Source organism: Corallococcus sp. bb12-1 (assembly GCF_026626765.1).
GTDB classification, from domain to species: domain Bacteria; phylum Myxococcota; class Myxococcia; order Myxococcales; family Myxococcaceae; genus Corallococcus; species Corallococcus terminator.
Map to the genome: position 1 here is coordinate 534,381 of NZ_JAPNJZ010000027.1, position 26,992 is coordinate 561,372.

At 69.5% G+C, this 26,992-nt stretch carries 18 protein-coding genes; 10 read left to right on the forward strand and 8 right to left on the reverse strand.

What is annotated here, in order from left to right:
* Positions 1-261: 261 nt before the first annotated feature.
* On the reverse strand, positions 262-1,395 hold the full coding sequence (locus OV208_RS33280; protein ID WP_267577947.1) for a hypothetical protein: 1,134 nt from the start codon (positions 1,393-1,395) through the stop codon (positions 262-264).
* A 353-nt stretch (positions 1,396-1,748) separates the two neighbouring features.
* On the opposite strand from OV208_RS33280, the gene OV208_RS33285 reads away from it, so the two are divergent.
* The 5 genes from OV208_RS33285 to OV208_RS33305 all read left to right on the forward strand — a co-directional run bounded on the left by OV208_RS33285 (position 1,749) and on the right by OV208_RS33305 (position 9,208).
* Positions 1,749-3,776 carry a YgiQ family radical SAM protein gene (locus OV208_RS33285; RefSeq protein ID WP_267577948.1) on the forward strand — a complete coding sequence of 676 codons (2,028 nt, stop codon included), beginning with the start codon at positions 1,749-1,751 and terminating at the stop codon, positions 3,774-3,776.
* 82 nt (positions 3,777-3,858) lie between these two features.
* A complete protein-coding gene (locus OV208_RS33290; protein WP_267577949.1) occupies positions 3,859-4,356 on the forward strand; it encodes a hypothetical protein in 498 nt (165 codons plus the stop codon).
* Between the two features lie 149 nt (positions 4,357-4,505).
* Positions 4,506-5,510 carry a ChaN family lipoprotein gene (locus tag OV208_RS33295; protein ID WP_267577950.1) on the forward strand — a complete coding sequence of 335 codons (1,005 nt, stop codon included), beginning with the start codon at positions 4,506-4,508 and terminating at the stop codon, positions 5,508-5,510.
* Between the two features lie 258 nt (positions 5,511-5,768).
* A complete protein-coding gene (locus OV208_RS33300; protein ID WP_267577951.1) occupies positions 5,769-7,130 on the forward strand; it encodes a hypothetical protein in 1,362 nt (453 codons plus the stop codon).
* Between the two features lie 113 nt (positions 7,131-7,243).
* A complete protein-coding gene (locus tag OV208_RS33305) occupies positions 7,244-9,208 on the forward strand; it encodes a HEAT repeat domain-containing protein (protein WP_267577952.1) in 1,965 nt (654 codons plus the stop codon).
* A 36-nt stretch (positions 9,209-9,244) separates the two neighbouring features.
* Here the strand turns inward: OV208_RS33305 and OV208_RS33310 are convergent, their stop codons facing one another.
* On the reverse strand, positions 9,245-9,430 hold the full coding sequence (locus tag OV208_RS33310; RefSeq protein ID WP_267577953.1) for a hypothetical protein: 186 nt from the start codon (positions 9,428-9,430) through the stop codon (positions 9,245-9,247).
* On the opposite strand from OV208_RS33310, the gene OV208_RS33315 reads away from it, so the two are divergent.
* A complete protein-coding gene (locus tag OV208_RS33315) occupies positions 9,420-9,920 on the forward strand; it encodes a ChaN family lipoprotein (protein ID WP_267577954.1) in 501 nt (166 codons plus the stop codon). The two genes, OV208_RS33310 and OV208_RS33315, sit on opposite strands and share 11 nt — an antisense overlap.
* Here the strand turns inward: OV208_RS33315 and OV208_RS33320 are convergent.
* Complete coding sequence (locus OV208_RS33320) at positions 9,901-10,818, reverse strand: hypothetical protein (protein WP_267577955.1); 918 nt, start codon at positions 10,816-10,818, stop codon at positions 9,901-9,903. The genes OV208_RS33315 and OV208_RS33320 overlap by 20 nt on opposite strands.
* Positions 10,819-11,116: 298 nt before the next feature.
* Here OV208_RS33320 and OV208_RS33325 point away from each other — a divergent pair, with 298 nt between their 5' ends.
* A complete protein-coding gene (locus tag OV208_RS33325; protein ID WP_267577956.1) occupies positions 11,117-12,520 on the forward strand; it encodes a hypothetical protein in 1,404 nt (467 codons plus the stop codon).
* A gap of 205 nt (positions 12,521-12,725) precedes the next feature.
* Entirely contained in the window at positions 12,726-14,510 is a 1,785-nt protein-coding gene (locus OV208_RS33330) for a hydroxysqualene dehydroxylase (protein WP_267577957.1), read from the forward strand.
* 6 nt (positions 14,511-14,516) lie between these two features.
* Here OV208_RS33330 and OV208_RS33335 read toward each other — a convergent pair whose 3' ends face one another.
* The 5 genes from OV208_RS33335 to OV208_RS33355 form a co-directional block, all read right to left on the reverse strand.
* Positions 14,517-15,410, reverse strand: coding sequence for a CheR family methyltransferase (locus tag OV208_RS33335; RefSeq protein WP_267577958.1), 894 nt, complete (start codon positions 15,408-15,410; stop codon positions 14,517-14,519).
* A gap of 4 nt (positions 15,411-15,414) precedes the next feature.
* Complete coding sequence (locus OV208_RS33340) at positions 15,415-15,966, reverse strand: chemotaxis protein CheW (RefSeq protein ID WP_267577959.1); 552 nt, start codon at positions 15,964-15,966, stop codon at positions 15,415-15,417.
* Positions 15,967-15,980: 14 nt separating this feature from the next.
* Positions 15,981-17,678, reverse strand: a complete 1,698-nt coding sequence (locus OV208_RS33345; RefSeq protein WP_267577960.1) for a methyl-accepting chemotaxis protein — start codon at positions 17,676-17,678, stop codon at positions 15,981-15,983.
* A 2-nt stretch (positions 17,679-17,680) separates the two neighbouring features.
* On the reverse strand, positions 17,681-19,390 hold the full coding sequence (locus OV208_RS33350) for a chemotaxis protein CheA (protein ID WP_267577961.1): 1,710 nt from the start codon (positions 19,388-19,390) through the stop codon (positions 17,681-17,683).
* Between the two features lie 415 nt (positions 19,391-19,805).
* Entirely contained in the window at positions 19,806-20,657 is an 852-nt protein-coding gene (locus OV208_RS33355; protein ID WP_267577962.1) for an FAD-dependent oxidoreductase, read from the reverse strand.
* Positions 20,658-20,836: 179 nt separating this feature from the next.
* Here OV208_RS33355 and OV208_RS33360 point away from each other — a divergent pair, with 179 nt between their 5' ends.
* Both OV208_RS33360 and OV208_RS33365 read left to right on the forward strand, forming a co-directional pair.
* Positions 20,837-21,760: a hypothetical protein gene (locus OV208_RS33360; RefSeq protein ID WP_267577963.1), complete on the forward strand. Its 924-nt coding sequence runs from the start codon at positions 20,837-20,839 to the stop codon at positions 21,758-21,760.
* Positions 21,761-22,031: 271 nt separating this feature from the next.
* On the forward strand, positions 22,032-26,969 hold the full coding sequence (locus OV208_RS33365; protein ID WP_267577964.1) for a hypothetical protein: 4,938 nt from the start codon (positions 22,032-22,034) through the stop codon (positions 26,967-26,969).
* Positions 26,970-26,992 lie beyond the last annotated feature (23 nt).

A 26,992-nucleotide genomic window follows, 5' to 3' on the forward strand; every position in this document is an offset into this window, starting at 1 on the left:
CCGCGGCGCCTCCCCTTGACCCGAATCCTCTTCCGTCCTGCGCATCATGAGGGGTGTTCGCGACACGGCCCTTCCTCACCCTCGGAAGCGGCGGCGCCGGGAAGCCGGCCAAGCTAGGGGAGGCTCCGATCTGCGTCAACGCACGCCGTGGCTCCCTCGCACGCCTGCACCGACGGTGAAGCTGCCCTCCCCTTCACGCACGACGGCCCGGGCCGCGCGAACCTCCGCGCCTCCCGGGCCGCCAGACGGTGCGTGCTGGGACTACAGCAGCGAGCAGAGCAGCCCGCTGCCCGTGCCCGCGGGGCAGGCCGTGCCCTGGCAGTACACCGGCCCCAGGCCCACGGAGAGGATGCCCTGGAGGCTGGGCACCTTCACCTTGCAGCTGCTGGTGGTCGCGTTGCCGAACGCGTCCTTCACCTCATAGACCATCGTGTACACGCGGCCGTTGCCCAGCAGACCGGACTCCGCGCGCAGCTGCGCCGACTTGCGGTCCGCGCTCAGCTTGATGTCCTTGCACGCCAGCAGCCGCAGGCCGGACAGCGCGTCCTCCGTCTCGTCCGACACGATGCGGACGATGGAGCCCGACTGCTGCAGATTCAACGCCCCGCCGCAGCTGTCCGTCGCCGGCTGCGCGCAGTCCGCCAGCGTCACCTGCTTGTACTCCGCCGCGGCGGAGAACGGCAGCACCAGGTCCTTGCTCGCCCCGGCCACCGGCGCGGACGGGTTCGTCACCGTCACCGTCGCCGAACACGTGCTCGACTCCATCCCGTCCGACACCGTCAGCGTCACCGGCGTCGTGCCCAGCGAGTAGGGACCGGCCGGGCTCTGCGAGAAGCTCAGCGCCTGCGGGAAGAGGTCCACGTCGTACGAACCGTTGTTGATGGACGCCTGGGCGGCGCACGCCGACACCGTCACGTTCTTGCAGAGCGCCACCGGCGGCTGGTTCACCACGCAGCCACCACCGACCGCCAGCGTCACCGACGCGGTGTTGTTCAGCTCGTCGTCCTCCGGGAAGAAGCCGAAGTTGTCCGCGACCACGAACAGCTTCTGCGTCCCCTCCGGCACCTCCACCACCGCCTGGAAGGGATAGCGCTCCTTGCCCACCAGCCAGGGCACGTTCACCGTCGTCAGCAGCGTGCCGCCCTGGGTCGGGTCCCCGGCGTAGATGCCCGCGATCGACGGGTCGATGCCCGTGGGCGCCTCGTTGCGGATGGCCCCCGTCACCGTCAGGACCTGACCCTCGCACGTCACGCCCAGCTCGGAGACGCTCAGGTCGATGCCCGTCAGCGCGGCCTCTGACTGACGCACGACCGGGCTCTCATCAAAGGACTCGGTACCACAGCCACCGAGCGTCACGAGGGCGGCGAAAAGTGAAAGCGGACGAAGGAGTGACATGTCTGTCTCCAGAGGGTGCGAAGCCTGCGGGTGGGTACGGACCTGACGCCAGACATTGACAGCCAGGGCCCGTGAACATTCTTTGCCACAGATGTAATTTTCTAGCAATACCCGAAAGACTGTACTGAAGGATGAAGTACCCAGACACCCACTTGGAGCCCAAATGACCCATGACCTGTCTTTGCGAGGAATTGAGAATTCCTGCACGGAATGTCTGGCGTTGGGTGTCACTCCGGGTGCACCTACCCCCCAGGGGGGGCCTGGGGAGCAGGGAGGCAGGCGGGCGCGACAGTGGACAGAGCCCTGCCCGATGGGGTTGGGTGGCCCCGCCCCGCTTCGTTGGGGAGGACCCCATGGCCTCTGTCACCCCTCGCTACGCCCACCCGTTCCTTCCCGTCACCCGCGCCGACATGCAGGCACGGGGGTGGGAGCAGTGCGACATCATCATCGTGAGCGGCGACGCCTACGTGGACCACCCGGCGTTCGGCCCGGTGCTCATCGCGCGCTTCCTGGAGGGGCGGGGCTTCAAGGTGGGCATCATCCCGCAGCCGGACTGGCACTCGGCGGAGCCCTTCAAGGCGCTGGGCAAGCCCCGGCTCTTCTTCGGGGTGGCGGCGGGCAACCTGGACTCGATGCTCAACCGGCTGACGGCCCAGAAGAAGAACCGCTCGGAGGACCAGTACAGCCCGGGCGGGCGCACCAACTGCCGGCCGGACCGCGCGTCCATCGTCTACGCGCAGCGCTGCCGCGAGGCCTTCCCGGACGCGCCCGTGGTGCTGGGCGGCATCGAGGCCAGCCTGCGCCGCATCGCGCACTTCGACTACTGGAGCGAGAAGGTGCGCCGCTCCATCCTCTTCGACGCCAAGGCGGACCTGCTGGTGTTCGGCATGGGCGAGCGGCCCATCTGGGAGATCGCGGACCGGCTGAACCGGGGCGAGCGCATCGAGGACCTGAAGGACATCCGGGGCACCGCGCGCCTCATCAACGACGCGGCGATGAAGCTCCTGGAAGCGGACCCGGCGAAGCGGGCCGCGGACCGCGAGAAGGTGGTGGTGCTGCCCTCCTATGAGGAGGTGGTGGCGGACACGCGCGCCTTCGCGGTGATGAGCCGCGACTTCCAGATGGAGACCAACCCCGGCAACGCGCGCGCCATCGCGCAGCGCCACGGCAACCGGGCCATCTACATGAACCCGCCCGCCCGGCCGCTGGAGGACGGCGCCGGCGTGAAGCCCGGCGACACCGCCACGGTGGCGATGGATGAGCTGTACGACCTGAAGCTCAACCGCGTGCCGCACCCGATGTACTCCGAGCCCATCCCCGCCTACGAGACGGTGAAGCACTCGGTGGTGCTGATGCGCGGCTGCTTCGGCGGCTGCACCTTCTGCTCCATCACCGAACACGAGGGCCGCGTCATCCAGAGCCGCTCCGCGCAGAGCGTGCTGCGCGAAGTGCGCGCCGTGCGGCGCATGGGGGACTTCCGGGGCACCATCACCGACCTGGGGGGCCCCACGGCCAACATGTACAAGCTCAAGTGCAAGAGCGAGGACATCGAAAGCAAGTGCCGCAAGCTGTCGTGCGTGCACCCGGGCGTCTGCGAGAACCTCCAGACGGACCACGGGCCGCTCATCGACCTGATGCGGCAGGTGCGCAAGGAGGAAGGCATCAAGCACGTCTTCATCGCGAGCGGCGTGCGGTACGACCTGGCGGAGCTTTCGCCGGAGTACGTGAAGGAGCTGGCGGCACACCACGTGGGCGGCCAACTGTCGGTGGCGCCCGAGCACGTGTCGCCGCGCGTGCTGGAGAAGATGAAGAAGCCGGGCATCGAGAGCTTCGAGCGCTTCCAGCACATGTTCGCGTGCGCGAGCGAGGACGCGGGCAAGGAGCAGTACGACATCGCCTACTTCATCAGCGGGCACCCCGGGTCCACGCTGGAGGACATGGTGATGCTGGCCCAGTGGCTGAAGGAGAAGGGCAAGCGGCCCCGGCAGGTGCAGGACTTCATCCCCACGCCCATGTCGGTGGCGACGGCCATGTACTACACGGGCCTGGACCCGCTGAAGATGGAGCCCGTGTACACGGCGAAGGGCCTGCGCGAGAAGCGGCTGCAGAAGGCGCTGCTGCTCTACTGGAACCCGGAGCACTGGCCGCTGGCGCGCGAAGCGCTGCGGCTCGCCGGCCGCGCGGACCTCATCGGCCGGGGTCCCAATGCCCTGGTGCCCCCGGAGTCCGCAGCGGAGGCCGCGCGCCTGCGCCGCACGGGGGATGGCGCCGGGGAGGAGCAGGGGCTCGCGACGAATGCGTGGCCCCGCCCGGTGCAGCCGCGCCCGTCGGGGCGCAGCGGAGGACGCACGCCGCGTCCGGGCCCGCGCGGACGGCAGTAGCCCTCGGCTTTCGCTCGGGGAGTGGCTCGGGTATAGGGTGCGCCGCCTTTCAAGCACCCAACACCGTCGGAGCCACACACCCATGCCCAGGACCTCCCAGGAGCAGTCGCAGGAGCGCCACGCGTTCCTGCTCGACCTCTTCCGCACCCAGCCCGACCTGAGCCGCCAGGACGCCCTGGAGAGCTTCAAGGACCGGTTCGGCGCGACCATCAACCTGCGCACCTTCAACGAGCTGCGCGAGCAGGCGAAGAAGGACCTGTCTTCCAGCCCCAGCACGCCCGCGCCCAAGGAGCCCGAGCCCGAGGTCGAGGCCCAGGACGAGCGGCCCGAGGTGACGGTGGAGGACGCTGGCGCGCTCCTGAAGTCCGCGGCCACGCCGGAGCTGCTCAACGGTGCGGCGCCAGCGAAGAAGCCCAAGGCCAAGGGCCCGGGCGTGCGCAACGTGTTCGTGGACGCGCCGCAGGAGCACCTCCAGTTCCTGGAGCGCATCGTGCAGCAGCTCCAGGAGGCCGGCGCCTCCAACGTGCGCATCGACCACGGCACCGACCGGTGGATGGTGCTGGTGGTGGACTCCAAGTAGCCCCTGCCGCCCCCAGACAGCCAATCGCAGCACGCGGGCCCGCCTCCTTCTGTCTGGAGCGCGGGCCCTGTCGTTTTCAGGGAGTCACTCCCAGGGCAACTGTGCGTTTCGGACAGGCAATCGCGGCGCATCCCGGCTTGGATGGAAGGATGACGCGCACTCCTTCCCTCCTCGCCGCCCTCCTGATGTTCGCAGGCTGTGCCAGCAAACAGGTCCCCGTGAAGAACGACGCACCTCCTGCCCCCTCCATCCCCTGGACCGCCACGCAGCACCTGGACCACCCGCTGGTGGGCCGCATCTGGGATGTGGCGGGCGGAAGGTTCGTGGACGAGGAGGCCCTGCGCAAGGCGGTGGTCTCCACGCAGTACGTCCTCCTGGGAGAGCGGCATGATCATCCGGACCACCACCGACTCCAGGCGGAGCTGGTACGAGCAACGACGTACGCGGGCCGGAGGCCGGCGCTCGCGTTCGAGATGCTGGATGTCACCCAATGGTCCACGGTGGCCGCGTCCCTGAAGAAGAACCCGGGTGACGCCGAAGCGCTGGCACAGGCCCTGGACTGGGCCAACAGCGGCTGGCCCGCCTTCAGTCTCTACGCCCCGGTGTTCAACGCGGGCCTCGAAGCGCAACTGCCCATCGTCGCCGCCAACCTGCCCCGGACGCAGGTGCGCGAGCTGGTGATGAAGGGCCCGGAGGTCCTGCCTACGGAGCTGCGCACCCGGTTGCAGTTGGACGCCCCCATCCCCGAAGCCGAAGCAAAGGCGGTCCGCGAGGAGCTGGACCGCTCCCACTGCGGACACCTGCCCCAGGAGATGCTGGAGCCCATGGCGCTCGCACAGCGGGCCCGCGACGCGATGATGGCGGACCAACTGCTGGGCCTGTCCGTGGGCAACGGCGCGCTGCTCATCACTGGCAACGGCCACGTGCGCAAGGACCGGGCGGTGCCCGCGCACCTGCGGCGACGGGACCCGGACGCGAAGGTGTTGAGCGTGGCAATCCTGGAGGTGTCACCGGAGGCCCTGAAGCCCCAGGACTACGCGGCGTCCGTGGACGCTCCATCCCTGCCCTATGACTACGTCTGGTTCACGCCCGCGATGCCGGAAGACGACCCGTGCAAACAACTGCGGGAGCGCAAGGCCCCGCCGACACAATAGGCCTGGCTCGCAAAACCACGGCCCATGTCCGGTCCAGGATGTTTCATGTCTCCCAACGGGATGGAACGTAACACCGGGCGTGAATCAAGACACTCAATGAGGAATATTTTATTCACTCCCGGTGAGAATTTGACACAACAAGGAAACATCTGGTGAGGTGGTAAATCAGGAGGGGTGAGACGGCCCGGGAAGGGGCCATTTCTCTCCTTGCTGGTTCATTCCCCCAAACCCCGTGTTGACGAGAAAGAGTAGGCACTCATGCTACGACTGTCTTTGAAGACAGCCGCGCTGGGCGCATTGGTCTGCCTGGGCACCTCCACCCCCGTGGAAGCGCACCAGATGCTGGAAGACCGCGTGCTGCTGGACGATGGAACCACGTTCTACGGCGATCCCGTGTTCGTGGAACAGGCCTACAACGAGCTGGTCTATGAGACGACGACCAACTGCATCGGCTATTGCTATGCGGTGACGGACCCGGCGGACCCGGATCCGTTGATCGTCGGGGACGAGGGCGACCACGGCCAGGCGTCCACCACCACCGAGCCGGGTGGCATCCAGGTCGGTCCCTCTGGCACCGACCCGTCCACCCAGCCGTTCGTGAAGACGTTCCACAAGGACGACAGCTTCGGCAGCGGACTGTTCGGTTCGGGGTACTCCCTGGACGCGTCGCTGAAGGGCAACCGCGTGGACCACACGCTGGAGGCCTCCGCTGAAGGCAAGGTCTGGGCGAAGCTGTTCAACTCCCTCAAGTTCGACGTCATCCGCGCTACCGCCAAGGCCACGGGCAAGCAGGGCGACAAGTCGACCGCGAGCACGGCGCTGTATGTCGTCGGCTACAAGCTCTGGGAGAAGAACGTCGAGAGCGCCGGTGCCACCGAGCACAAGCTCTATGAGAAGCCGCTCTACGACATGGAGTTCTTCAAGGCGCCGGACATCCGCTACACCATCTTCTTCATCCCCGTGAAGGTGACGGCCCGGGCGTATGGCAAGGCGGGCATCACGGTGAAGGCGCTCACCACGACGACCTCCGTGAAGCTCGCGGCGGCCGCCGAAGGCGGCGTCTACGCGGAAGCCTCCGCGGCGGCGGACATCTGGGTCGTGAGCGCCGGCGTGCGCGGCACCCTCACCCTCGTGGAGGCGAAGCTGCCTGCCTCCGCGCAGTTGGTCGCCAGCGCGTGCGGCAGCCTGGACTGGGACCTGCGCTCCAGCTTCAACCTGAAGACGCTGGCGGGCAAGCTGGAGGCCTTCGTGAAGGTGAAGCTCTTCATCTTCAAGAAGACGGTGTCGCTCACCATCGCCAAGTGGAATGGCAGCTTCCATGGCACCGACAACAGCTGGGTGCTCTTCAGCGCCAATGGCAGAGTGCCGTTCGCCTTCATCTGCTCCAACGGAGCTCCGCAGGACGGCGCGGGCACGCTGTCGCCTCCGGCCAGCCCGCTGGCGGCGTACGTGAATGACACCACGGGCACCGGCGGTGGTGACACCGGCGGTGGCGGCGGCGGCGGCGGTGGCGGTGGCGGTGGCTGGGGCGGCGGTGGCGGTGGCGGTGGCTGCTTCCAGCAGGGTGGGCTCCACGACGCGGAGAGCCTGATGCCCATCGAGCAGTGCGAGGTCTACTAGGCCCTCCGTGCTGTCCGCTGAAGGCTGACTGAATGTCCCGGGAGGGGGCGGCTCCATGTCGGAGCCGCCGCCTCCCGGTCTTCCCCCGGTCTCTCCCGTATCGAGGTGTCGTCGTGAATCACCGCAGATGGCCCGTGGCCGTGGCAGTGCTGGGTCTCCTTCTCGGGTCGGGGGCCTTCTTCGCCCTCCGGGACCGCGGACACGCAGCGTCCGGGGCGCCCCTGACGCCTTCCGAGCCAGCCGCACTGGCCCCTCCCTCCGCGCCCCTTCCCTCCGCGGCGCAGGCCGCGACCGGGGCCCGGCCGCGCTCGTTCGAGACGGGCCTGCAGCTTGCGTCCACGCTGTCGCTGGAGCAGCGCCTGCGGATGGGCGCGCCCGAGTCGAAGGACGACGCCACGTTCCACTTCCTGCTGGAAGGCACCCTCACCCAGACGGTGGTGGGCCTCCGTCCGGAGCAGGCGGACGTCCAGTTCCAGGTGATGCCCTCACGGTTCCTGTTCGAGGCGGACGGCCAGGACGCGCTGGACGCGGACTCGCGCCCCAGGATGCTGGCCGCGCTCCAGGCCCCGTTCTACGTGACGCTCAACCGACAGGGCGCCGCGCTCTCCGTGCACTTCGAGCGCGAGCTGGGACCGGTGGAGCAGAACCTCCTGCGCTCGCTGGTGTCCGCCACGCAGTTCGTGTCCCCCTCCCCCTCCCCGGCCACATGGGAAACGCAGGAACTGGACACCACGGGCCAGTACGTCGCGCGCTACCGCGCCGGGCCCGGTGAGCGTGCGTATTCGAAGCAGAAGGAGCGCTACCTGCGGCTCGCCTCGCCCCAGGGCCTCCAGCCCCTGGGCGCCTCCCTGCGCATCACCGTCTCGTCGGAGACGACCGTGGCGCTGGGCGCGGAGGGCTGGCCCCAGGACATCGACGGCAGCGAGCGCATGGCCACGGCCGCGGACTCGGGGATGCCCCCGGTCCAGGGTGAGGGACGCCTCGTCCTGAAGCGCACGTCGGTGAGAAGCGTCCCCATGCTCATCGGCGCGCTGGATGCGCGCCGGGCCCAGCTCGTCCGCTCGTCGCTCGCCACCCAGGTCTTCGCCCGCGCGGATCCGAAGGAGGAGCTGCGCAAGCTGGTGGGCGGCGCGAAGCTTTCGGACCTGCTCAAGGAGCTGCGCGCGGTCCCCCGCGACGGCAAGTCCGGTGGCCCGGAGACGGCCCGGCTCATGAACCGGATGCGCGCCCTCTTCCAGTTGGAACCGGAGAGCGCGGCCCAGGTGCCGTCCATGCTCAGGCAGGAGAAGGACCGGGACACCTACAGCCCCGTGCTCGGGGCCTTGTCGTCCGCCAGCACGCCGCAGGCGGTGCAGGCGCTCGCGTCGGTGGCCACGGATGCGCAGACGCCCACGACCACCCGGGTCAACGCGACGGCCATGCTGGGCATGGCCGAGTCCCCCACGCCGGAGGGAACCCAGGCCCTGCGCGAGCTGACGCGCGGCGCGGACGAGGACCTGCGCAACACCGCGACCCTGGCCCTGGGCAACGTGGCGCGCAACATGGACGGACCGGCCGCGTCTCAAGGCGAAGCCCTGCTGCGCGAACTCCAGGAAGCGGCCCGCGCCGCGCCCACGCCGCAGGCCCGTGCCCTGTGGATCAGCTCCCTGTCCAACACCGCCGACGTGCGCATCCTGCCCTTCCTGCAGGAGTGTCTGCGCGACCCGCTCCCGCTCATCCGGCAGAGCGCACTGGAGGCGATGCGCCTGCTGCCCTCGCAGCTCGCGGATCAGCTCATCGCGGAGTCGCTGGTGAAGGACACCTCGCCCGACGTGCGACGCTCGGCCATCTTCGCCGCGAGCTTCCGGTCGCTCGGGCCCCTGCTGATGTCACTGGGGCAGGTGCTGCGCACGGACTCGGTGGACGCGGTCCGCATGGATGCCGTGCGGCTGCTGGGCTCCAACGTCGTGCAGGTGCCCATGGCCCGGGAGCTGCTCACCTGGTCCGGCATCAACGACACCAACGGGGAGATCCGCCACACCGCGCTGGCCTTCCTCGCGCCGCCCACCCGCACGCCCCCGGACCCCGTCCAGCCCTGATGCGCGGGCAGGAGGAGGCCGGGAGCCTGGGGGCCCTCAGTCGCAGGCGTAGGTGCTGGAGGGTCCGACGTCAGCGGCCGTCAGCGCGCGGCACTGCATCACCGCGCCCCGGGCCGGGAACCGCTTCGAGACGTAGGCGCCCATCGCGTTCCGGGTAAGCAGCGGGTCCACGAAGGTGACGCCCGTCGCGGAGCCCACCTTCGGCCAGGCGGTGGTCTCCACGCAGTACGTCCTCCTGGGAGAGCGGCACGATCATCCGGACCACCACCGACTCCAGGCGGAGCTGGTGCGAGCAACGACGTACGCGGGCCGGAGGCCGGCGCTCGCGTTCGAGATGCTGGATGTCACCCAATGGTCCACGGTGGCCGCGTCACTGAAAAAGAACCCGGGTGACGCCGAAGCGCTGGCACAGGCCTTGGACTGGGCCAACAGCGGCTGGCCCGCCTTCAGCCTGTACGCCCCGGTGTTCAACGCGGGCCTCGAAGCGCAACTGCCCATCGTCGCTGCCAACCTGCCCCGCGCCCAGGTGCGCGAGCTGGTGATGAAGGGCCCGGAGGCCCTGCCCACGGAGCTGCGCACCCGGTTGCAGTTGGACGCCCCCATCCCCGAAGCCGAAGCAAAGGCGGTCCGAGCGCAAGACGCCGCCAGGACGATAGCTCTCGAAGAGCGTTTGCGCCCCCGCCAGGGGCAGCTCATGCCCAGAAGGGCTTGAGGGGGTTCAGGTCGAATGAAGGGAAGAGGTGCACGGCGGTAGCGAACTCCTTGTCCAACGGCATGAGCCCCGCTGACTTGATGGGGATCGACCCCAGCGGGGGGACGAGCGTGAACCGCAGGCTCAGGGGATGCTTGCAGGCGACCCTGCAGCGAGGCCCATCACTCTGCACCACCAGCCCGGGCTTGATGCGGTGCAGCGCGAAGGCATCCATGTTGGTCCCCTTGACCTCCTCCAAGTCAATCACATACTTCTTCCCCAGATATTCGACCTGCCCCTTGCTGGTGACCGACATGTATCCCGACACCTTGGGACCACAATAGTAGATGTGATCCGTAGCCATCCCGAACGAGGGCATGAGATAGACCTCGGGCCAGACCCCCAGGCTCTTCTTCGAGAGGAACTGACCCATGTTCCCGATGTCGTTGCAGATCTCGACACCAAACCGGGTCTCTGAGGATTCGAAGTAGCTGAGCAGGAACGTGTCAGGGTGCTCCGCCCCCATCCCCAGACCCGCCTTGTCCCACGCCTCTTCGGTGTTGCCGCCCTTCGTCCCCTTATGGATCTCCAGGAGGAGGTCGTCCTGCCAGAACACGGGCGCGTAGTTGTAGTGCTGCGCAAGCCGCTTCTCCACGATGGTCCCCGGCACGACCAGCGCGTTGCCTGACAGCTTCTTGAGCCAACCGAGCAGTTCAAGCCGTGGGTCGTTATAGGCCGCCGGGACAATCTTCCGGGTTTGATCGTTGAAACTGGCGAACAGGAACTCCGGACCGAGCACCACCGGCAAGGCATCCTTGTCGACATCCCCGACGGCTTTCTCCAGGGCCTTCGCGAGTTCCTTCGGATCCCACTTCGCATTGAGACTGGCGCAAATCACCACTGGCTGGACCTTGCTCACCCGGCATCCCCCATCGGTTTACAGCTTTGAGTCCACGAACATACTCCAACCGTGAAACAAGAGGGCCCAGGGGGCACGACGCGGTCGCACATGAGCGCTTGCGACGGGTGGAAAAGCCCCCCGAGAGGCTCGATTGCAGGCGCCCGTCCCCCCCCTTTCCAGGTGGTTGCCATGGATGGAGTGGAAGAATTCGCCTGATAGGCCACTCCATCCCTCGCCTCCATACAAATTCAAGCATTACCTGATAGATCTCCTTTCCAGCGAAGGCGCCCTGCCTCGCCCAAGGAAAGGACTCCCTGTGTCCAGACGTGCAACGTTGCTACTCGCCCTGGCGGTAGTGACGAGCGGACTGCTGTCACCCGTGGCCCGGGCGGCGACCGTCACCGGTTATCGCGGTGGCAACACGCCGGTGTATTCGCGCACCTCGTATGACTACGTGCCCAGCGTGATGAAGGACGGCGTCTACCGCATGTGGTGGTGCGGCGGCATCGCGGGCGACTACATCCTCTACGCCGAAGCGAACTCACTGAGCGGCCCGTGGCATGCGCGGGGCTCCACGGTGGCCAACAGCTACAACACCGTGTTCCGTCCCACGGGCAACGCCGCGCAGTTCGACGGCATCCACGTGTGCGATCCGTCCGTCATCCGCGTCGACGCCACGTACTACATGTATTACGGCGGCTACGGCGACGGCACCGGCACCACGATGATTGGCGTGGCCTCCAGCCCGGACGGCCTCAACTGGACGCGCCTCAACGGCGGCAATCCCATCATCGTGCCCGCGCGGGACTACCGCCCCCTGCCCAACAAGTACGGCGCGGGTCAGCCGAGCGTCACGCACGTCAACGGGAAGTTCCACCTCATCTTCACCGACTCCACCGGGTACGCCGTGGACGGCAACGGCGGCGGCCAGTTCGTGCTGCGCTCGTCGGACCCCACCTTCCAGACGGGCGTCGAGGAGCTCACCGCCACCGGCTTCGCGCCCAGGACGGCGGCGAACCACACGCACCACTCGCTGCTCGCCGCGTTCTCCGTGGACTGGCAGTACATGGATGCCAATGACACCTTCGCCATCGCGGTGGACGGCCCCACCTCCAGCGCCACCCGCGTCTTCCTCTTCAACAGCGCGCTGAGCCAGCAGGTGGACCAGTTCGACATCAGCGGCACGTGGACCGAAGGCCCGGCCATCGTGTCCCGCCCGGACAAGCACGCCCTGGCCTCCTCCACCTGCGGCACGGTGCCGGTGGACATCCTCCGCTCGGTGGGCCCCGGTGGGCCCGACACCTGGAACCTGGCCCACGGCGGCGTGGACCTGCTCACGGGGCGCACCTGCGACCAGGTGCCGCACGGCCGCGTGTACGAGGGCTATCTCCTCCAGGCCACGGGACTGCCGCTCACGCTGGCGCGCGGCGGGGTGCGGCTCCAGTTCGCGCTGGCCGCGCCCGCGCAGAACCTGTCGCGCAACGCCATCGCCGTCTCATCGGACGTGTTCCACCGCATCCCCTACGGGGCCTCCATGGCCTCGGGAGCGCCCGTCTACGGCGCACCCGGACGCCCCGCCGCCTTCCGGCTGGATGACGGACGGCTGTGGCCGGTGAGCTGCCTGGAGGCCATCACATCCAACAACTCCTCCATCGCGAACCTCAGCGTGGGCCAATGGGATGCACACCCCACCGGCCCCGCACTGCACTGCGTGAAGTAGCCCCCGCGCCCGTGGGAGCGGATGCGCTCGCACCCGCTCCCGCGGCACGTCCATCGCCCCGGGGGGCCACCTTCTGTCCTGTCCAGGAGGCCATCCGCATGCCGCGAGACAGTGGCGGCGTGGCCGCATGGAGGTGCCGCGAACGCGTCGCGAAGATGGTGGGCGACTTCATCGTTGGCACCAACCGCGGGAACAGGGGTGCTGCATGCCGGATGTCATCGTCGTAGGTGGCGGTATCGCAGGCCTCACGGCCGCGCACGAACTGGTCGAACGTGGCTTCAAGGTCCATGTCTTCGATTCACGGGCGACCTGGGGCGGCAAGGCCCGCTCCCAGCCGGTGCCCGGCACCGGCACGGAGAACCGACGCGCGCTGCCTGGCGAGCACGGCTTCCGCTTCTACCCCCGCTTCTACCGCCACGTGATTGATCAGATGCAGCGGACTCCCGCCGCTGGCGCGCCGGGCCGGACCGTCGACCAGCACCTCAAGGCGACCACCGAGAGCGCCATCGCCCTGATTGATGAAGACACGTGGTTTCGCTTCTCGCGACGGCGGCTCGACAAGCCCTATGACGTCCTGGAGGCGCTGGAGCTGTTCTTCCAGAAGCTCGACTTCGAACCGTCCGACGGCAGCCTGTTCGGCCTCAAGATGCTCCAATTCCTCTCATCCAGCGACGAGCGCCGGCTGGGACAGTACGACAGGCTGTCGTGGTGGGACTACACGCAGGGCGACCGCTACTCCCCGAAGTTCCAGCGCCAGCTGCGCGCGGTGCCACGCACGATGGTCGCGATGGATCCACGCCGAGGCTCGGCGCGAACCATTGGCACCATCTCCATGCAGTTGATCCTCGACTTCGCGTCGAGCGGGGTGAACAACGACCGGACGATGGGCGGGCCCACGAGCCAGATGTGGCTGGACCCCTGGGTCACCCACCTGCGCGGCCTGGGCGTCCAGTTCCACGCGGGCGTGCGCTTCACCGGGTTCGACGTGTCCGAAGGACGCATCTCCCGGGCCCGCTTCGACCAGGGCGGGCCGCGCACCGCCGACCACTACGTGCTCGCGGTGCCCGTCGAGGCGGCCCACGCGCTCATCACCCCGGAGCTCGCCGCGCTGGACCCCGCGCTGGCGCGCCTGCGCCAGTCGAACGTGGAGGAACTGGTGGCGTGGATGGTGGGGATCCAGTTCTTCCTCTACGAAGACGTGCCCCTGGTCCGTGGCCACACCTTCTACCCGGACTCCCCCTGGGCACTGACGTCCATCTCGCAGCCGCAGTTCTGGCGCGAGCTGGGACTGTTCCGCACCCAGTTCGGAGACGGGCAGGTCGGCGGGCTGCTCTCCATCGACATCTCGGACTGGGACACGCCGGGCACCTTCGTGCCGAAGCGCGCCAAGGACTGCACCCCCGAGGAGATCAAGACCGAGGTCTGGGGACAGCTCAAGGCGGCGCTCAACGGCGGAGATGTCGTGGAGCAGGTCCTGACGGACGAACTGCTGCACTCGTTCCATCTGGACGCCGACCTGGATTACAGCGCCGGCCTGCCGCCGACCAACCCGTCGCGGCTGCTCGTCCACCCGCCGCGCTCCTGGGAGGTGCGCCCCGAAGCGGCCAGCGCGATTCCCAACCTGTGCCTCGCGGGGGACTACGTGCGCACCCACACGGACCTGGCCACCATGGAAGGCGCGTGTGAAGGGGGCCGCCGGGCCGCCAATGCCATCCTGGACCGGGTGGGCTCCCGGGCGTCCCGCGCGGACATCTGGCCGCTCATGGAGCCCGCGGAGCTGGAGCCCTGGAAGCGCCTGGACGCGGCGCTGTATCAGCGGGGCCGGCCGCACCTGTTCGAACTGCTCGGCCTCCAAACCGGCTTCCAGGCCGCCGACACGCTGCGAAGGTTCTCCGCATTCACGGGCTTGAGCGAACTCGATGACTGGATGGACCAGTTCCGGGTCACCTCGGTGGTCGACAGCCTCCTGAAGCGCATCGGGGGGCGCTGAGCCTGCTCATTCGCGGGACAGCTCCGCGGGGCCCGGGCGGGGCGTGTAGACATTGGCGCTCACGGAGCGGGCCGCCGCGGTGATGCCGATGAGGCTCTCCGCGTGTCCGAGGAAGAAGTACCCCGTCTCCGGCAGGCGCTGGAGCAGCCCCTGGATGACCCGCACGCGGGCCTCCGCGCCGAAGTAGATGAGCACGTTGCGGCAGAAGATGATGTCGAACTTCCCGACAGGCCACGTGGCCGGGTCATGCAGGTTCGCGCGGGCGAAGCGCAGCAACTGCCGCACTTCCGGGCCCGCCATCATCAGCCCTTCCTGACTGCGCACGCCGCGCAGCATGTACTTGCGCAGCAAGAGCGGCGGGATGGTCCGGGAGCGCTCCAGGTTCCAGAGCCCCTCCTCCGCGCGCCGCACGGCCCAGGTGGACAGGTCCGTGGCGACAATCTCCAGATGCCAGCCGGAGTCCTGGGGGAACGACTCCAGCAACGCCATCGCCAGCGAGTACGGCTCCTCGCCGGTGGAGCACCCGGCGCTCCAGACGCGGAGGCTCCGGGGACGCCGGCCCTGCGTACCCTGCGCGCTCCACTCCGGGAAGACGTGGTCGCGCAGCAGGTCGAAGTGGCGGGACTCGCGGAAGAAGGACGTCTCGTGGGTGCAGAGGCTGTCGAGCATCCGCACCTTCTCCGCTTCGTTCCCCCGCGAGGTGACGTACGTGTAGTACGCGGCGAACGAATCCAGGCCCAGCTCCCGCAACCGCCGGGACAGCCGGTTCGCCACCAGCGCGTTCTTCGCCATGGACAGGTGCATGCCCGTCTCCGCCTCCACCAGGTGCTGGAACAGCATCAGCTCCGAGTGCGACAGCGAAGGCGGCAGCGCCTGCGCCCATGGCTCATGCCCGTTCATCCCCTCACCCGTGGCCCGGTGATTCCGGCTGGGGCGCGGTGGAGAGCACGGAGGCCGGGGCCTCGTCGGCGGCGGTCGTCAGCCGCAGCAGTTCCTCCAATGACAGCAACCGGTCCAGGTCCAAGAGCAGGATGAACGCGTCGCCATGACGGCCCATGCCCCGCAGGAACTCCAGCCGCACGCGGGTGCCGAAGGCCGGTGGGGGCTCGATGTCGTCGGGCCCCAATTCCAGCACCTCGCGCACCGTGTCGCAGAGCAAGCCCAGCACCGTCTGCTGACCGTCGAGCGCCACCTCCACGATGACGAAGCAGGACCAGCGGGTGATGGGCCGGGGCGACAGGCCGAACTTCACGGCCAGGTCCACGACGGGCACCACGCTGCCGCGCAGGTTGATGACGCCCTGCACGGCGACGGGCATGCCCGGCACGCGGGTGACAGGGCGGTATTCGATGATCTCCCGCACCCGCAGGAGGCCCACGGCGTATTCCTCGCCCGCGAGCATGAAGCTCAGGTAGCTGGACCGGCCGCCGCTGCCCGGTTCGATGAGATGGTTCATGGTGGGCTGTCTCCCTAGAACCGCTGGAAGTCCTGATGGGCCGGGGACTCCGCGCCGTTCTGGAGCCGGGACAGGGCCGAGACCTGGGGCGACGACGCGCCGAACGTTCCCTGCGCCGCCGCCTGCAGTCCGCGCGCGGGCGAGGCCGGCATCCGGTGGGCCATGGGCCGCGTCGGGTTGGAGGGCACGTTGAAGCCGAAGCCCTCCACCAGCCGGAAGAACGTCATCATCTGCAGGAGGGACTCCGCCTGGGTGGCCATCTCTTCCGCGGTGGAGGACAGCTCCTCCGCGGCGGAGGCGTTGCGCTGGGTCACCTGATCCACCTGCGTCATGGCGCGGTTCATCTGCGACACGCCAATGGACTGCTCACGCGAGGCGTTGGTCACCTGCTGCACCAGCTCCGACGTGCGGCGGATGGCGGGCACCAGGTCGGACAGCAACTGGCCGCTGCGCTCGGCGACCTTCACGCTGGAGGTGGCCAGCCCGCCAATCTCCTTCGCGGCCTTCTGGCTGCGCTCGGCCAGCTTGCGCACTTCGGTGGCGACGACGGAGAAGCCCCGGCCGTGCTCCCCGGCGCGCGCGGCCTCCACGGCGGCGTTCAGCGCGAGCAGGTTCGTCTGGTAGGCGATCTCCTCCACGATGGAGATGCGCTCCGCGATGGCGTTCATCGCCTCCACGGTCTCCTTCACCGCGCGGCCACTCTCCTCCGCGTCCCGGGCGCCCTTCAGGGCCGTCTGCTCCATCTCCCGGCTGTTCTCCGAGTTCTGGCGGATGCTGACGTTGAGCTGCTCCAGGCTGGCGGTGGTCTCCTCCACGGAGGCGGCCTGGGAGCTGGTGCCCTGCGACAGGCCCTGCGCCGCGGAGGCCACCTGGAGCGACGCGGAGGACAGCGAACCCGCCGCGCCCCGCACCTCGCTGATGACACCCGACAGCCGCTGGATCATGTCCCGCATGCCGCTCATCATCCGGCCCGTCTCGTCGGTCCCCCGGGCGGTGATGTTCGCCGTGAGGTCGCCAGCGGTGACCTGCGTCGTCACCTTCACGGCCTCCGTGAGCGGCTGCACGATGCTGCGGGTGAGCAGGAAGGACAGCAGCCCCGCGAGCGCCACCCCCAGGACGCCCCCCATGATGATGACGTCGTACAGGTCCTGCGCCATGTCGGCGGTCCGGGTGGTGCGCTCCTTGAGGAGGACCTCCTCGTCGTCCGCCAGCTTCGAGAGCAACATCCGGACGCGGTCGGACGTCTCCTTTCCGCGCGCGGCCTGCTCCACCGAGATGACCTGCGCCATCTCCCCGCGGCCCGCGCTGACGTCCCGGCGCTGCGCGATGAGGGGCTCCAGGTGCTGGGTCACCCACTGCTGCATCAGTTCGCGGATCTCCTGCTGGCGATCCTGCTGGCGGCGGTCGCGCTGCGTGAGTTCACGGATGCGGTCCAGGTTCTGGGACACGCTCAGGCGCGCCTGGTTGTAGGGCTCCAGGAACTTGTCGTCGCCGGTGATGAGGAAGCCACGCTGGCCCATCGCCAGGTCGGCCATGTCCCCCTCCAACGTGCGCACGGCGATCATCATGTGCTGACTTTCGGTGTCGCCGGTGGCGGAGGCGGCGACCCTGACCAGCGTCGAGTAGGTCATCCCCACGATGCCGATGATGATGGCGACCATCGCGCTGAAGGCGAACACCAGCTTCGCCGTGATGCTCAGGTTGTTGAACATGGTTACTCCGGAAGGGGGGACGGCCGAGACGGCGCACGAGGCGCGTCGGTAGGGGGAAGGAGGTCCTGCGGGGAATGGGAGGCTTCAGGGTGTTCGCTGGCGCGGTGGATGGCCCTGCGCACCAGCGAGGGTGTGTCCAGGAGCAGGCCCACGCGCCCGTCGCCCAGGATGGTGGAGCCGGAGATGCCGGGGATGCCCTGGAAGAGCTTGCCCAGGGGTCGGATGACCCGCTGGCCCTCCCCCTGGAGTTCATCCACCGCCAGGCCGACCATGCCATCCGGGTGCTTCAGCACGACGACGTTCTCCCGGGTCGACGAGCTACCGCCCAGGTCGAAGACCTGACGCAGCCGCAGGTATGGCAGCGGCTGGCCGCGCAGCGACAGGACGCCGGACGCATCGGAGGTGCGCTCCTCGGCGGGGACCTCCATGCACTCCTGCACGCCCTCGATGGGGACGACGTACACCTGGTCGCCCACGCCCATGGCGAAGCCTTGGATGACGGCGAGCGTGAGGGGCAGGCGCAGGGTCAGGGTGGTGCCCCGGCCCTCCTGGCTCTGGATGGACACGGAGCCGCGCAGCGCTTCGATGTCCCGGCGCACCACGTCCATGCCCACGCCACGGCCAGACAGCTCCGTCACCGTCGCGGCGGTGGAGAAGCCGGGCTCGAAGATGAGGCGCAAGAGCTCGTCGTCGCGCAGGCGCTCCGGGGCAGCCACCAGCCCCTTCTCCCGGGCGCGCTCGCGCACCCGTTCGCGCTGGATGCCCCGGCCGTCGTCGGACAGCTCCACGACGACGCTGCCCGCGTCATGGAAGGCCCGCAGCCGCAGGTGGCCCCGGGGATCCTTGCCCGCGGCCCGGCGTTCGTCGGGGGACTCGATGCCGTGGTCCAGCGCGTTGCGCAGCAGGTGGAGCAGCGGGTCGCGCAGCGCGTCCAGCACCGCGGTGTCCAGGGTGGCGTCCTCGCCCTCCAATTCCAACAGCGCCTGCTTGCTCTGGGAGCGAGCGAGGTCGCGCACGGTGCGCAGGTGCTGGCGGAACAGCGGCCCCACGGGGACCATCCGGACCTTCATCACCTCTTCCTGGAGCTCCTCGAAGAGCGGATCCATCTCCCGCTGCAATGACAGCGCATCATCCCAGCTCGCGCCCGAGTCCTCCGCGCGGGTCAGGAATTGCGTCATCCGGCCCCGTGCGACGGACAGCTCCGCGGTGAGCGTGACGATGCGGTCCAGGCGCTCCAGGTCCATCCGCGAGCGCCCCCGCTTGCCTCCCGGGGTCTCCGGGATGCGCGGAAGGCTGGCCGGGACCGGGGCGGCGGCCCCTTCCGGAGCAGGGTGAAGGCCGGCGCCCTGTTTCAGCCGGGCCAGGTGGGCCAGGTGGACCGCGCCCAGCGAATCCACGCCGGCGAGCGACGCCCGGCTCAAGTCCCGCAGGTGGTCCACGGCGCCCAGCAGGAGCGACACCCGCTCCTCGTCCACCGCGACGCGCCGGTCGATCAGCGCCTGGAGGAGGTCCTCCACTCCGTGCGTGTAATCCGTCACCGCCTGGAAGCCGAGCGAGCCAGCGGCGCCCTTCAGCGTGTGCGCTCCTCGCAGGATGGCCTGGAGCAGCGAGTCCGCGGGAGCCACCTCCAGCGCGATGAGGTTCTCCTCCATGGAGGCGACCAGGCCCTCGGCCTCGTCCGAAAAGATGCCCAGCACCTTTTCCCACTCCACGGTTGCATCCGACGTCATATCCCCCGGGCCCATCGTCAGCGCACCGCTCCCGCACGAGGCGGAGCCGGTTCACCTACGGGGTTGTCTGGGGGGAACTTCCGGGTCAGCCGCTTTCGAGCGGAAGCCATGGGAACTCAGCGCGACAATGGGTGGGGACCACAACCCTTCGGGAGTACAGACACACGAACCCCCCGTCCTCACAATGTGAGCCATTGCCATGGGGTGGGCCGACCACCACGGAAGAGGAATGAATCCAGAAACCAACAGTACCAACAATGTGCCCCAGAAACAATGCCACCCAACTTTTCACGCACAACCAGAATCAACAGGTAGGGCGGTCCTCGCTGCAAACCAGACTGTACAGGTCAGGGCGCTGAAGACTCCCCGCCGCCCTCAATCTGTTTTACCTGAATAATCATGTTTCACGGAGTGAAGGGGCAACCCTCCGCCCCCTCCCGTACCCGTGTAGGCAAACCGAGTCGTGGCGGCGGCGACCGGGGGGATGCCCGCGGTGTAGGAAATCCCCTGGCTGCCCATGGACGCGCAGGCCTCCTGGTGGTCGGAGACGTTGTAAATGGTCACTGAAACCCATCCAGAAGCGCACGTCCGCCGCGGGATGGTGCATGGACAGGGAATGCACCTCGTCATGGCCTGACAGGTAGGCATTCTGTCTTCCCACGACGGGCAGGTCCCATTCGCTTGCGACCTCGAACATCGCGTTCCACCGCCAGCCCTCGACCGTATCGAGATATTCATCCTCGACAAGTCTGACATAGACATTCACGACGCCGGGGTCGAAGCCCACGCCGAGGAGCACCGTCACGCCCCGGGCCGCGCATTGGTGAAGGCGTTTCCATTCGAGCACCGCCCCGTTCACGAAGGGCGATGCCACGTTGATGACGATCTCCGCGCCTGTCTCACGGATCAACGCGGCCACGGCGGCGGTGTCCATCGCATTTGGGCTCAGGAGAGGCTTTTGACGTACTCGCCGTAATCCGATCGCCAGCGCCCTGTCGTTGTCCAGGAGGTTCAGGACGGTGACCTCCAGCGTCGCCGTCTCGCGGATCGCGGCCTCGCCCGGCTCCAGATAGACCGTCACGCCGTCGTGCTGTTCGGAGAAGTCCCGCAGCAGGGTGGGAGGACTGCCGTGGACGAACTCCGCGACCAGCTCCAGGGGCACGTCATCCGTCCGGTCCCGCACAGTCGCCCCCCGGCCGCCCACGCGGTCGCAGGCCTCCAGGAGGATGACGTCGCAGTGTTTCTCCATCCGTCGGCGGCTCCCTGGCGGATTGTCCGTCAGGGGAAAAGAAGTCCCTCGCGGCGCAGGGGGCACAGCGCATCCGGAGGGTGGGGGCGCTGCGACCCCAGGGCGGCTGACTCCCTGCGCAACGCCTTTCATCCCGCCAATGATTGACGGGCAGCGGGCAACGGCCGTTTGATTCGCGAATGCAAAATCAAACCCTGGAGTACCAGTCCTGCATCCAGAGTTCCGAGAAGGTGTCCTGGCGTCTGGATGAGTTGTTGCCCCGGGACACCGAGCTCGATTTCAGCCGGAGATTCCTCTCCGATGCGCTGACCGGGACGGAGGCCATCGGCTTCTTGAACGCCGAGGAGCGGCTGCTGCTCAACCAGATCCGCTCCAACAGCTATGCCCACCTGTTCCTGTTCCTGGAGGAGTACGCCGTGGCCCTGGCGTCGCAGCGCGCCGGCCTGGAGCTCCACGGGAACGCGATCCACATGCGCGCGCTCCTGCGCTTCACCGAGGAGGAGCTCAAGCACCAGCAGCTCTTCTCGCGCTACACCGGCGTGTTCGCCCGGGGGTTCAAGGTCGCCCCGGCGCTGCTCGACAACCAGGTCGAGGTGGCCCGAGCCATCATGGCGAAGTCGCACCTGGGGGTGCTGATCTTCAACCTGCACCTGGAGCTGATGACCCAGCAGCACTACCTGGAGACGGTCCGCAGCAACAAGACGGAGACGTTGGATCCGCTGTTCTGCAACCTGCTCAAGCACCACTGGCTGGAGGAGGCGCAGCACACCCGGCTCGACTTCCTGGAGGCGCAGAAGATCCTCGCCCAGCAGCCGGAGACCCTGGAGGCGGCCCTGGCCGAGTACTCCGAGCTGCTCCAGGCCCTGCGGGGGACCCTGGTCGCCCAGCTCGCGTTGGATCTCCAGACGCTGGAGAAGGCGGTGGGACGCACGTTCACGGACGCCGAACGCCAGGAGCTGAACGCGTCCCAGGAGCGTTCGTATGTCTGGGGGTTCATCGGAATGGGGATGAAGGCGCCCCTCTTCCTCTCACGCCTGCGCGCGCTGTCCCCCGTGGCGGAGCAGCACGTCCTCGCGCTGGCCCCGACGTACTACTGCGACTGAAAGCCCGACACCATCGACGCGGCGCGTCAGACAGGCCGACACCGGGGGCCCTCCCCCTCACAGGGTTGATGGCGGCGCCAGCCTTGGCGAGCCCCGATCGCCAGTGACAGTGTCACCAAGGGGCCCATCCCAAGTGGGGGGCCCCTCGCTATGCTGGCGCTCCATGATCTGCCCAGCCTGTGCGGAACTCCGCGCCACTGAATCCGGAGCTCCGTGTCCTGAGTGTGGCGCCACGCTCGTGCCCGCCACCGGGCAGCCTCTTGAAGACTTCGTGCGGATCCTGTTGCGTCGGCGCATCGAGCGCTGGCGGTTCGACGGGTTGCTCGACTCCGTCACGGCGCAGCGGCTCGACGCCTCGCTGGACGCGCCACCGGAAGCAGCCACGTCGGTGTCCGAGCCGATGCCTGCGCCGCCAGTGGCCCCCCCTGTCGACTCGTCGGTTCGCGCGGAGGCCTGGGCGGAGGATGTCGCCACGTCGTTCCGGCGCGCGGGGGGATGGCGTCCGGGTTGGGTGGCTGCGCTCGCGCACTCCCTGGACTCGGCGGCGAAGGCGGAGCGGGAGCAGGAGGCGCGGAGGCGTGCGTCGGTGGGCTCCCGGGACTCCAGCGAGGACGACCTGGGCTCGGCGCTGGGGTCGGGACGGGCGCTGTTCTCCCAGGGGCATCTGGGCTCGCTGGGGAACGGGCTGGAGGCCATGGTCGCGCTCGATGAGGGCGAGGGCGCTCCCCGCCTCCACGAGTACATCTGGTGGTTTCTCGGCGCGGTGCTGGTGCTGGGCGGCTCGCTCATGGGGGTCCGCGAGGCGTGGCGGGCGCTCGGAGGCGTGCCCCGGCAGCTCATCGTCACGGGCGCGCTCTTCGGCTACCACGCGGCCTTCATCGGGCTGGGAGCGTTCCTGTCGCGGCGCTCGCTGTCGGCCGGGCGCGTCCTGGCGGGCATCGGTCTCGCGTTGCTTCCGGTGGTGTTCGTCGCGCTGTCGTCGCTGGTGGCCCTGGCGCCAGTGGTGGGCGTCCCCGTCGCGCTCGGGGTCGCGGCCGTCGGTATCATTCCGTTGAGGATCGCGGGACGGCTGTTGCATGGCGCGTCCGCCGCGTCGCTCGCGGTGGCGCTGTTCCCGTCGCTCCTCGCGGGGCTTCCGTTGATGGGGTGGGACGAGGCCCCGTGGCCGCGGGCGCTGTGCGCTTGCGCGGGCGTGGTGGCGCTCGGGGCCACGGCGTGGCGCGCGCGGGCGGCGACAGGCAAGGCGCCGTTCGTCAACGCGGGTGCCGCGCTGTACGGCGCGCTCTGTCTGGCGGTCTTCGCGGTGGCGAGCGCGCCCTCCGGGTTCGATGCGCTGGAGCCGGGCAGCCCCCTGTTCGCGGGCCTCACGCTCTGGGCGGTGGCGCTCGCGGCCGTGGTGGCGATGGCCGCCTCTACGGAGTCGGTCCGGGAGGCCCATCCGCGCGCGGGCCCGGTGCTCGAAACGCTGGCGCACGCGGTGGTGGCCAGTGGCGCGCTCGCGGGGGCGCTGGGCGCATTCTCAGTCATGCCAGGGGACGACGGCCTGGTGGAGGTCGCGTCCGCGAGCGCGCCCGTGCTGGCCGCGCTGCTCTTCTTCATGCTGGAGCCGCGACGCCGGGCGCTGGTGCACCCGGGCGTCATGGCCTCGATGCTCGCGGGGGCCCTGCTCGCGCGCACGCAGGCCCCCCTGGAGTCCACATGGTGGTGCTTCGGGGTCGCGGCCGTGGCCTCGGCGCTGTTGCTCGTGGCGCGCACCACCGTGGCCAGTGGCCTGCGCATCCGGCTGCTCGCCTGGGGCGTCGTCGTGGCCCTGGCGACGATGCCCGCCGTCGCGGTGCTGTCGTGGGACAGCGGGCCGAGCAACCCCTGGCCGAAGGCGCTGACGGGCCTGCTCATCGCGGTCGCGGCACATGTCGCGGGAGGCTGGAGATGGCGAGGGCTCCACTATCTGGGGGGCGTGGCCGCGCTCTTCGGAGGGGTCGCGCTCGTCGAGGGGACGCCGTGGCTCGCGTCGAACACGGCGAACCTCGCCGTCTTCGCGCTCGCGGCGGGGCTCTACAGCCTCGCGGGCCTCGCGCAGGACGCGTGGGCGCGGAGCACCGGCCGGAGCGATTCGCTCAAGCCCCTGGAGGATGTCTCGCTGGGAGCGGCCGCGCTGGGGGTGGTGCTGGCCCTGGGCGTCACCCCTGCCCTGCCGGAGGCACTCGCGGCGTTCGTGGGCCCGGCCGGTACGCTGCTCGCCTGCGCGCCCACGGCGCTGGCCACGGCGGTGTTGCTGCTGCGCGTGCGCAGGGAGGGCAGCCGGCTGGTGTCCTTCATCGCGGCCATGGGGCTCGCGGTCACGGTGACGCAGGGCCTGGGCACGGTCTCCGACTTCACCTCGCCACGCGCCGCCCTCGTGGCCTCGGCGCTGGCATGCGGCTTCGCGCTCCTCGCGGCCCTGCGCGGGCGCGGCCCGGTCGCGGGTGAAGGCCCGGTGCCGAAGGGCCGCCGGCTGGTGGACGTCATCCCCCTGCCGTTTCGAGCGCGGGGATGGCCGCTCTTCACGGATGGCTTCGCGGCGGCGGCGCTCGTGCAGGTCGCCTTCGCGACCCTCACCCTCCTGAACTGGATCCCCGCGCCCGTCAGCGCCGAGCGACCCGATTTCCTGCTCGCGGGAGGGCTGCTCACGGCCGTCGCGCTCCTGGCGTTCGTGTCGCGCGGCTTCGTGGCGCTGGCCTTGCGCGGCTCGGTGGTGACGCTCGCCACGGGCGGAGCCTTCATCGCGCTCACCGCGGTCATCAACCGCGCGGGCCGCCCGCTTTCGCCCGACGTGAGTGCCTGGCGCATACCGCTCATCGGCATCGCCCTGTGGCTGCTCGCGCTGGCGACGCGGCGCTTCGGTCCGTGGCTCGGACGGCGCCTGGAGAACCCCCGGCACGGGCCGCTCTACCATGCGGTGCCCCACGTGGGCGTGGCCGCGCTGGCCATCGTCCTGATGCGCTCCGCCCTGGTGGTGGGGATGCCGGATCCGTCCTTCGCGCTCGGCGTGGTGCCTCCGCTGCTGGTGCTGGGCCCGGCGTTGCTGTGGCTGTTGCTCGCGGCGTCCTTCCGTTCACGGCCCCTGGCCCACCTGGGCCTCCTGTTGGGGCTGCCCGGCGCCGCGCTCTGGGCCGCGCAGAAGGGCCTGCTCGGCTCGCCGCTGATGGCGCTGCGACCGCCCGACGGACAATGGGTGCTCGCCCATCCCGTGCAGCTCATGGGGCCCTATGAGTTGGACTGGCTCCAGCCCGCGACCTGGCTTGCCCCCGGGGACACGCTCTTCTTCTCCTGGCAGCGCGCGTTCGCGGGCATCGCCGCCGCCGGGCTCGTCTACGCCGGGGCCGCCATCGCGGTGGCGGGCATGGGCGCGGCGCGCGCCTTCGTGCGTCGCCTCCTCTGGCCCACCGCCCAGGACCTCCCCGAGCCCTTCCTCCAGGTCCTGCGCCAATGGTCCCTCACGGCCGTGGCGCTCGTGGCGGCGGCGGCGTTCTTCCAGCCCGGCCTCCCGTCCGCGGGGCTCGCCTTCGCCACGGGGGCCGTGCTGTTCAGCGGCGGTGCCCGCAAGGCAGGGCGCGTCGTCCTGGGCCTCGGCCTCCTCCTGCTCGTCCATGCCCAGGCCCACCGGGCCTCCTTCTTCGAGGCGTGGCCCGGTCCCACGCTCGCGCTGCTGGGGCTCGCGGTGGTGACGCTCGGTCCGTGGGTCGCGCGGCGGAGGGGCGTTGACGCAAGCCAGACGCGGCTGCGCACGCAGTTGTCCGCGCTGCCCTACCTCCTGGCGGCGACGGCGTACGCGCTGGCCGTGACGGGAGAGACGTGGCCGACGCTGGCCGTCCCCGGCCTCCTGTGGCGGATGCTCCTGGGCCTGGGTGGGACGTGGATGGGCTCCCCGGCCTACGCCGTGACGCTCGCGCTCATCGCCGTGACGGCGATGGTGGCGGCGTTCCAATGGCGGGGCGCGCTCGCGGGCTTCGTCGCCAGCGCCGCGACGGTGCTGATGGGCAGCGCGGTCCTCTGCGCGCTGATGACCGGCCTCGTGATGGAGGCGAGCGGATCCGGTCGGGTGCCGGGCTACCGGAGCCTCTTCACGGTCTCCGGAGCGGCGCTGGCCCTGGCCGCCGCGGGCAGTGCCCTCGCGCTGCACATCGCTCAGCGCGCCACGGCGCGGCGCAGGGGCGACGTCGCGAGCGGAATGGGCTGGGGGCGCGACCTCTGGCTCGTGGCGACCGGGGTGCTGCTCGCCATCGTCGCCGTGAAGGGCCGGGCGCCGGAGGAGGCGCTGCCCCTGGCGCTCGCGGCCATCGGGCTGGCGGTCGGAGTGTCCCTGCACTGCGCGTGGCGCGAGCACACGGGACGCCACGTGTACTTCGTGCAGGTGTCGGTGGTGGGCGTCTACGCGCTGGTGCGCGGCCTGTACGCGCAGGGCCTGCGAGCCGAACACGATGCGCTCTTCGCGCTGTGCCTGGGCTTCGTGCTGGTGGGCGTGACGGTGCTGGCGCGCAGGGCGGGCGTGCACCCCGTGGAGCGCGCGACGCGGCGGTTCGCGGCGCTGCTGCCCATTGGCATGGCGCTGGTGCTGCCCGGGGACGCGACGGGCGAGGTGGCCCTGCTCGCGGGCGGCTCCGGCCTGCTGTACGCGGCGCTCGGCGCGGTGGAGCGCAGCCGGATGTTCGGCGCGTTCGCGGCGGCCGCCTGCAATCTGGCGCTGCTCATCGCCGCGCTCGCCTTCGGCCTGGAGGGCCTGGAGGTGTACCTGGCCCCGCTCGGCCTGCTGTTCCTGATGATGGGACAGCTCTTCACGTCCAGCCTGCCCCAGGCGGCCCGCAACGCGGTGCGCATCCTCGGGGGACTGCTGCTGTACGTGCCGGCGGCGGCGAAGCTGGCGATGCGGATGGGCGAGTCGGAGGATGGGACGTATGCGCTCGTCTTCGGCGCCGTGTGCCTGCTGGGCGTGGCGCTGGGAATGGCCCTGCAGATCCGCGCCTATCTGGCGCTGGGCACGCTGTTCCTCACGCTGGACGTGGTGGCCAACCTGCTCGACGCGGGGCTGCGTGACCACCGCATCGGCTTCCTGGTGATGACGCTCACCGGGCTCACCATCGTGGGCGGCCGGGTGATGGCGACCATCAAGCGCCAGGAATGGGAGTTCCTGCTGCGGCGCGTGCGCGTCCAGCTTCGTGGCTGGGATTGAGGACGAGGCGGGCGGGTGCGAAA